6 protein-coding genes and 1 other RNA gene are annotated in these 8159 nt (G+C 61.8%); 6 read left to right on the top strand and 1 reads right to left on the bottom strand.

The window, feature by feature from the left end; translation table 11 throughout:
• From ssrS to rpiA, 4 genes are all read left to right on the top strand, one after another.
• Nucleotides 1-118, top strand: a non-coding RNA gene (gene ssrS, locus PF446_RS12635) — 6S RNA; the annotation flags it as partial.
• Nucleotides 119-225: 107 nt separating this feature from the next.
• Complete coding sequence (locus tag PF446_RS12630) at nucleotides 226-828, top strand: 5-formyltetrahydrofolate cyclo-ligase (protein ID WP_298072144.1); 603 nt, start codon at nucleotides 226-228, stop codon at nucleotides 826-828.
• Nucleotides 825-1277 (top strand): EVE domain-containing protein, encoded by a 453-nt coding sequence (locus PF446_RS12625; protein WP_298072142.1) that lies wholly within the window; start codon nucleotides 825-827, stop codon nucleotides 1275-1277. Before PF446_RS12630 ends, PF446_RS12625 begins: the two co-directional genes overlap by 4 nt.
• Before the next feature lie 173 nt (nucleotides 1278-1450).
• Nucleotides 1451-2092, top strand: a complete 642-nt coding sequence (gene rpiA, locus PF446_RS12620) for a ribose-5-phosphate isomerase RpiA (RefSeq protein ID WP_298072146.1) — start codon at nucleotides 1451-1453, stop codon at nucleotides 2090-2092.
• A 36-nt stretch (nucleotides 2093-2128) separates the two neighbouring features.
• Here the strand turns inward: rpiA and PF446_RS12615 are convergent, their stop codons facing one another.
• On the bottom strand, nucleotides 2129-3754 hold the full coding sequence (locus PF446_RS12615; protein WP_298072140.1) for an alpha-glucosidase: 1626 nt from the start codon (nucleotides 3752-3754) through the stop codon (nucleotides 2129-2131).
• A gap of 571 nt (nucleotides 3755-4325) precedes the next feature.
• Here PF446_RS12615 and PF446_RS12610 point away from each other — a divergent pair.
• The gene (locus PF446_RS12610; protein ID WP_298072138.1) at nucleotides 4326-7232 is read left to right on the top strand and encodes a TonB-dependent receptor; all 2907 of its coding nucleotides are present in this window, start codon (nucleotides 4326-4328) and stop codon (nucleotides 7230-7232) included.
• A gap of 158 nt (nucleotides 7233-7390) precedes the next feature.
• Nucleotides 7391-8159, top strand: a 769-nt coding sequence (locus PF446_RS12605; protein ID WP_298072136.1) for a tryptophan halogenase family protein, incomplete at its 3' end; no start/stop codon positions are given.

Raw genomic sequence — 8159 nt, 5'->3', positions numbered from 1 at the left:
ACATCATGGCTGGTGAGCATGTCCGTCGTGAACGGAAAGCCTGGATGCCATGTGAGCTCTCCCACCTGATCCCTCCGGATCAAGGTCGTTCGATGCGCATCGGCATTGTGGAGAACACCTCCCCATTCTCGAGCACGGCCCCGTCGGGGCCGTTTTCGTCGGGGCTTAAGCCGCAAAACTTCCACCACGGCGCAATCCTTACAGCCAACAGGAAACCGGTCATCCGTGAGCAGCGTCGAGGACACTTTGAATAACCTCCGCGAGCGCATGGCTGTCCAGCGCAAGGCGCTCAGTCCACAGCAACGCATGAGCGCCGCACAGGGCGTACGCAGGCAGCTCGAGCATCTGCCCGAGTTTCTTGTCGCCCCCCGCGTCGCGGGCTACTGGGCCTGCAGGGGCGAGTTGCCGCTGAACCTGGCCCTCGCCCCCCTGGCCGATCGCGGCCAGCAACTTTATCTTCCGCGCGTCGCAGCACAGCGCCAGATGAGCTTCGCAGCCTGGTCCATGGGCGAGCCGGTCACGGCAAACCGCCATGGCATACCCGAACCCGATGCGGATGCCGCAACGGTGCAAGCGCGCGACCTCGACCTTGTCCTGGTACCGCTGCTGGCCTTCGATCGGACAGGCCACCGCATCGGCACGGGCGGCGGATACTACGACACCAGTTTTGCTTTTCTCCACCAGACTTCGCGCCCTACACGACCGTTGCTTGTGGGTGTCGGCTACACCTTCCAGGAACATCCCACGCTCGAGACGCGCGAGTGGGACGTATCCATGGATTACGTGGTTACCGAAGACGAACTGATCCACTGCACCGGAGCATCATGAACTACTGGCTGATGAAATCCGAACCGGAAGCGTTTTCCCTCGACGACCTTGAACGCAAGGGCCGCGAGCCCTGGGACGGTGTACGCAACTACCAGGCGCGCAACTTCATGCGCGACGACATGCGCGTTGGCGACAAGGTGTTCTTCTATCATTCCAACTGCGCCACGCCGGGCATCGTCGGCATCGCGACCGTAGCCAGCGACGCGTACCCTGATCCGACCCAGTTCGACCCGAAGGACGGCCATTTCGATCCCAAAAGTTCGCGCGACAAGCCGCGCTGGATACTGGTCGACATTGCCTTCGAGCGCCGGCTTGAGCGCACCATCTCGCTGGCCGAAATGAAAGATGACCCGGCACTGGCCGACATGCCACTGGTGCGCAAGGGAAACCGGCTCTCGGTGATGCCAGTCGGCAAGGCCGCCTGGAAGCACATCCTGGCCCTCGAATAACCCCAACGCCAAAGTCTCCTGCACGCCCACGATGAGTTTTCGCCGGCGTGGCCGCAACACGCAAGCTTGGGCTCCTTTGCCTATTCGCAGGAGAAGGCGCATTCCTGCGACCGGGTACGTATTCAGGCAGCGTGAGCTATCCTCGACATCTCCGTAACCACCTGCCCATGCCCATGAACACTAGCAACGAAAAGCGACTGGCCGGCGAAACCGCGATTCGATATGTCGAGGACGACAGTGTCATTGGCGTGGGCACGGGCTCCACGGTGGCCTACTTCATCAATGCGCTGGCTGATATCAAGAATCGTATCCAGGGCGCAGTGTCCAGTTCGGAACAGTCCACCCAACAACTGAAGTCACACGGCATCAAGGTATTGGACCTCAACGCGGTCGGCCCGTTGTCGCTGTATGTTGACGGCGCCGACGAGTGCGATCCGCACAAGCGCCTGATCAAGGGCGGTGGTGCGGCACTGACCCGCGAGAAGATCATCGCGGCCGCCTCAGGCACTTTCGTGTGCATCATCGATTCCAGCAAGCAGGTCGACCTGCTTGGCAAGTTCCCGCTGCCGATCGAAGTGATCCCTATGGCAAGAAGCCACGTGGCACGCGAGATCAGCAAGCGCCGCGGGCAGCCCGTCTGGCGCGATGGCGTGGTGACCGACAATGGCAACTGGATTCTTGACGTTCACGGCTTGAGCATCATCGACCCGCTGGGCCTGGAAGCCGAGCTCAACCAGATCGTGGGCGTGGTCAGCGTGGGGCTGTTCGCCAAGCGTCCGGCCGATGTGGTGCTGGTGGGCGACCGCACGCTCTAGTTGCTGGGCCCGAAGTCCTGCAGACCACCGGTCGGTTCACTCATTCGCGACGCGTGCGAAAAACGCGGCATATCCAGGTAGCGCCATGTGCCGGCCCCGCAACTTGCCCTGTAACAGGTGATCCGCCTCGATCTGCTGCACCGACTGTGCAAGCGGTACGGCTACGTCCAGTGGATCCGGTAACAGGTTGAAACAGGCCAGCACGGTCTCGCCATCCAGGGTACGGGTGAATGCGAGCAACGGTTCTTCGGTATCCAGCAGTCGGATATCGCCCCAGCGAAGCGCCGGCTGCGCATGGCGCCAGCGCATGAAGGCACGAAAGCCGTGCAGGGTCGATCCGGGCTCGGCCTCCTGCCGAGCCACCGACAGGGGCCGATGGTCGTCCGGCACCGGAAGCCAGGGGGTATCGCCGGTGGTGAAGCCGGCGTGACTGTTTGCATCCCAGGGCATCGGCGTACGGCATCCGTCCCGACCCTTGTAGTTGGGCCAGAACGCGATGCCATACGGATCCTTGAGCTGCTCGTACAGCACTTGCGCCTCGGTCAGCCCCAGTTCCTCACCCTGATATACACAGACCGAACCGCGCAGGGAACAGACCATGGCAGTGAGCTGGTTGGCCAGCTGCGGCGGTGCATCGGCGCCGCCCCAACGCGTGACCACGCGCTCCACATCATGGTTGGAAATGGCCCAGCACGGCCACCCATCAGGCATATTGGCTTCCAGATTACGCACGGTTTCGCGAATGTGCGCAACACTGAAATCCTCGGTCAGAAGCTCAAAGCTGTAGCCCATGTGCAGGCGCTGGCCATTGGTGTACTCCCCCAGCGTCGCCAGCGAATCCTCCGAGGAGATCTCCCCCAGCGTCGTCGCACCGGGATAGCGATCGAGCAGGCTGCGCAGCCGGTTCAGGAAGCCCAGGTTCTCCGGCCGGGTGTTGTTGTAGTAGTGGTACTGGAAAGCGTACGGATTGTCTGGTCGGAACCCGCGTCCGACCCGTTTTTCCAGCGGCTTCGGCGGGTTGTCGCGAAGCGCTGCATCATGGAAGCAGAAGTTGATGGAATCCAGCCGAAAACCATCCACGCCGCGATCCAGCCAGAACTTCACATTGTCCAGTACCGCCTCGCAGACGTCCGGATGATGGAAGTTCAGGTCCGGTTGCGCCGAAAGAAAGTTGTGCAGGTAGTACTGGCAGCGCCGAGGCTCCCAATGCCAGGCCGGACCGCCAAAGATCGAAAGCCAGTTGTTGGGCGCGGTGCCATCGGGCCGTGCATCGGCCCAAACATACCAGTCGGCCTTGGCATTGTCGCGGCTCTGACGACTCTCGCGAAACCATGCGTGCTCGATTGATGTATGGCTGAGCACCTGGTCAATCATGACCTTGAGACCACGACGATGCGCCTCGTCCAGCAGACGGTCGACGTCATCCAGACTGCCGAACAGCGGATCGACATTGCGATAATCGGCGATGTCATAGCCGAAATCGGCCATCGGCGAAGTGAAGAAAGGGGCAACCCAGATGGCGTCCACGCCCAGGCTGGCCACGTAATCCAGACGCTCGACGATACCTGGCAGATCCCCCACGCCATCCTGGTTGGTGTCCAGGAAACTACGTGGATAGATCTGATAGATGATGGCGCCGCGCCACCAGGGATAGGCATTCATGTAGTGCTTCCAGACGCTGGCGGACCGCGGAATGCGGGTGCCGGATGGGTTTGGCTTGACCCCTGCTCAAGCTTAACCGTGCAATGACGGTCAGGCCGATGCTTTTGCATACGTATTCATCCCCATTTCGGCGGGTGATCATGGTCCAAAGAAAAAATAAATATCTGATCTGGATGGAATAAATCCAACAACATGCGCCGTAATGCTGGCATCCGAACGGCCACAAGGCGGTCAACGGATGCTGGTGTGCTGTGTCGTCTGGACACCCTGCAACCCTTCTCGGCAATCACCGTATTTGGCTCTGACACTGGATTTCAGGGCATTGGCAAGCAACCGCCACGGATAAGCGCCCCGCTCCGGCACCGACTCCTGGCGCCTGTTGCGGATAAGGCTCGAACCTCTCTCTTCGCCATGAATACGTATGCAGGGATGTTCGGATCGGCCGTACTCGGGGCTACCATCGAAATTGTTACGCGAACATTACGGTCGCGGGCCTGTCGTCAACCGGTTGCAAATGAAAATCGGTGACTGTTATTCCAACAACATGATTTTATTGGGGGAGGCATCCACAATGATTCTCAAGCGCAACCTGCTGAGCGCCGCACTGGCGTCGGCGATCCTGATGTCGGCCACCGGGGCCCATGCCCATCCGGCCGCACCCGGCAACCAACCGCAAGACTCCAGCTCCCAAGGCCAGCAGTCCTCTTCGGGTTCGACCAGCACCGCCGCCACCAAGACCGCCAAAAAGAAAAAGAAGAAGTCTTCCACCCTGCTCGGCGCCGTCGAAGTGACCGGTTTCGCCAGCAGCGTGCAGAACTCGATCGCGCTCAAGCGCGATTCCAATTCCATCGTCGAGGCCGTCTCCGCCGAGCAGATCGGCAAGCTGCCCGGAACCTCCATCGCCGACTCGCTGGGCCGCCTGCCCGGTCTTGCGGTACAGACCGTGGACGGTCGTCCGCAGGTCCTTTCCATCCATGGTCTGGGCCCGGATTTCAGCACCGCGCTGATCAACGGCAACCAGCAGGTCAGCACGTCCAACAATCGCGACGTGCAGTTCGACCAGTATCCCTCGAGTTGGTTCGACAACGTGGTCGTGCACATGAGCCCGAGTGCCAGTCTGATCGGCCAGGGTCTGTCCGGCACGGTGGACATGCACACCATCCGACCGCTCGACAAGAGCAAGCCACAGGCCGCCATCAACGCCCACTACATCTGGGACAGCGCCGGCCAGTTGGCAAAGGGCCCGGGCGTGAGCGACAAGGGCTATCAGGTCAACGGCGTATACGTGAACCAGTTCGCCGACCATACCTTTGGCATCACCCTTGGCATCGACCTGGACTCCAACCCTTCCCAGATCAAGCATCAGGCGCCCTGGGGCTATCCCAATGACGCCAACGGCAACCTGGTCGTGGGCGGCGTGAAGAACTACGGCATTTCCGACCAGATGAAACGCCAGGGCTATCTGGCCACGTTCCAGTGGCGGCCCTCGGACAACTACACCAGCACCCTGGACCTGACCTACGACAAGTTCAACGAGACCCAGCAGGCCAAGGGCATGGAGTTCCCCCTGTACTGGGGCAGTGGCGTGACCCTGCAGCCGGGCAACGTCAGCAACGGTTTCGTGCAGAGCGGCACCTACGCCAACGTCAAGACTGTCGTGCGCAACGACTACAACAAGACTCGCGCCAAGGTCTGGAACATCGACTGGAGCAACGACATCCGCTTCAACGAGGACTGGTCGGCCAAGATCACGGCGAACTATTCGCGCGCACAACGCAAGGACAAACTCCTGGAAAGCTACGCCGGCACCGGTTACGGCGTCGGTGGCGGCGCCACCGACACCATCGGTTTCTCCGAGCGGCCCGGTGGCCTGCTGTACCTGCAGCCGGCCCTGGACTACACCTCGGGCATGGTCCTGACCGACCCCCAGGGCTGGGGCGGCGGTGCCACGCCGCCGGTCGTGCAGGCGGGCTTCATCAACGCGCCACGCACCGACGACTATCTCGCCAATCTGCGTGCAAGCGTGAAGCGTGAGTTTGCCAACGGCCCAATCTCCAGCGTCGAGTTCGGCGTCAACCGCGGCACGCGCAACAAGACCTACAACATCGACCAGAACTTCCTGATCCTGCCCAACGGGGCGCAGACCTCGGCTATTCCGAACGCTTTCTCCAGCGATCCGTTGTCCTGGATGGGTGTCGGCCCTCAGGTCACCTACAACCCGCTGCAGCTGATCAGCAACGGCACCTACCAGTTGTTTCCGACGGCGCTGTCGTCGATCTCGGTGCCACCGAACTGGAAGGTGCGCGAGCGCGACACCACCGCCTATGTGCAGTTCAACCTGGACACCTACATGGGCAACATGCCCGTGCGCGGCAACTTCGGCGTGCAGGAGGCATGGACGGGACAATCCTCGTACGGCCAGTACGTATCGGCCAGCGCCGGCGGGACCAACGGGTCCAATGTCTCGCTCAAGCCGAACCAGGGCGGCACGCACTTCTCGCGTTTCCTGCCCAGTGCGAACCTCGTGTTCAGCCTGACCGACAACGACGACCTGCGTGTGGGTGCCGCACGCACCATGGCGCGTCCACGCATGGATCAGATGAGCTCCAGCATCGGTCTCAACACCGACATCACGCACCTGTCCTCGACCAACCCGAACCAGTCCTACTTCAGCGCCTCTGGCGGCAATGCCAAACTGATGCCGACCATGGCAGACAACTACAACGTCAGCTACGAGCACTACTTCACGGGCAACAGCTCGGGTTACAAGTGCAACTCCAACGATGCCAAGCAGTCGGCCCTGTGCCAGAGCGGCGGCGCAGGATACATTTCGGCATCGGCCTATTTCCTGGAGCTGAGCGACTTCATCGATCCCAACGCGGCCTACCAGTATGACTTCGCGGCTTTCGTTCCCTCCTACCTGACCGCGGCCCAGCAGCAGCAACTGGGCACCACTCAGGGCATCGTGTCCGGACCGGTCAACGACGGCAGCGGTTACGTGAAGGGCGCGCAGGTCACCGTGAACCTTCCGCTCGATTACCTCAGCCGGTCCCTCAACGGCTTCGGTGTGATCCTGACCGGGGATTACACCAAGAGCTCGCTGGTACTCGGCAGCAACCCCAACCCGATTACCGTTCCGGGCCTGTCCAAGTGGGTCGCCAACGGCACGCTGTACTACCAGCACAAAGGCTTCGAGGCCCGCGTGAGCGACAGCTACCGCAGCAGCTTCCTGGGCCGGGTGTCCGGCATCAGTGCCACCCGTCAGGAACAGACCATCAAGGGCGGCAGCTCGTACGATGCCCAGGTCAGCTACACCATTGGCTCGGGCAGCCTGAACGGCCTGACCATCATCTTCCAGGGATCCAACCTCAGCGACAAGAAGTTCGTCACCTACCAGAACAACGATCCGCGTCAGGTGCAGACCTGGGAAAGCTACGGCCGCCGCTACGATCTGGGCGTGTCCTACAAGTTCAGGTAAGTCTCCCCGGACGGGAATCCTCCACTGTGATGTGCATGGAGGGTCCCTTTACCCCAATGAGCCCCGTTGCGTAGGATCGACGGGGCTCTTTTTTTGCCTGTCCATCCAGACTGTGGATGCGACCGTCGACGTCCCATGGCCGCAAGGGAACCACCTCAATGCAAGCATCTCCCATCCAGCGCGTGGTCATCGTCGGTGGCGGCACCGCCGGCTGGATCACCGCGGCCTTGCTGGGCCGCGCCCTGGGGCCACGCGTGCAGATCCGGCTGGTCGAGTCGGATGCCATCGGCACCGTCGGCGTGGGCGAGGCCACGATCCCGCAGATCCGCCACATCAATCAGTTCCTGGGGCTGAACGAGCACGACGTGCTCAAGGCCAGCCAGGGCACCTGCAAGCTGGGCATCCAGTTCAATGACTGGGGCCGCATCGGCGATTCCTACCTGCACGCTTTCGGCGACATCGGCCTGCCACTCGGACTGCTGCCTTTCCAGCACTACTGGTTGCGGTCCGTTGGGGACCGCAAGCGCCAACCCGGTGCCCCGGACCTATGGGCCTATTCGGTCAACGCGCAGGCCTGTCTTGCCGGGCGCATGGCACAGATGGAACGCGTCGGCGACAGCCCGCTCACCGGGATCCGCCACGCCTACCATCTGGATGCAGGCCGCTATGCCGGCTTTCTGCGCAAGCACTGCGATCCGGAAACCGTCCGCCGTATCGAGGGCACGGTGGTCGACGTTAAGTTGCGCGATGACGACGGCTTCATCGAGTCCCTCCAGTTGGAGAGCGGCGAAGTCATCGACGGCGACCTGTTCATCGACTGCTCCGGTTTTCGCGGCCTGCTGATCGAGGACGCACTGAAGACCGGCTACGACAACTGGCAGCACTGGCTGCCGTGCGACCGCGCCATGACCGTGGCCAGCGCACGGG

The sequence above is a fragment of the Oleiagrimonas sp. genome (assembly GCF_027858935.1).
GTDB lineage: Bacteria > Pseudomonadota > Gammaproteobacteria > Xanthomonadales > Rhodanobacteraceae > Oleiagrimonas.
Note: the sequence above shows the minus strand (reverse complement) of the source record. Positions and strands in the feature narration are given on the sequence as shown.